This is a genomic window from Mesorhizobium sp. ArgA1 (genome assembly GCF_053714375.1).
Genome location: NZ_JBSKBQ010000188.1, coordinates 1 through 271 on the forward strand (window position 1 = coordinate 1; position 271 = coordinate 271).

General features: G+C 63.5%; 1 protein-coding gene. It reads left to right on the forward strand.

Annotated elements, in window-relative coordinates:
- Positions 1 to 14: 14 nt before the first annotated feature.
- Positions 15 to 271: UPF0149 family protein (locus ACWGTI_RS32940; RefSeq protein WP_454590714.1), on the forward strand; the 257-nt coding region annotated here is incomplete at its 3' end.

The window sequence follows — 271 nt, forward strand, 5'->3', positions numbered from 1 at the left end:
TGGCCGACTACGCGATGTCCTTCGAGAAGCTCGGACATTGGCTGGATAAGCGAGGGCAGTCGGCGACGCTTCGTCGCCCCAAGGCAAGTTCCCTATCGATGCTCGACGGCGCCGTGGCTGCGGTCGTCGCCGGGCCGGTCTCTATGCCTTCCGAAGAATGGGTGTGTCCGTTGCTGGGCCTCGATCCGGACGCCTTCAATCACGACACGGAGGAGTTCTCGGCGATCGCGGCTACGCTCATGCGGCACAACGCGATCAGCGAAACGCTGTC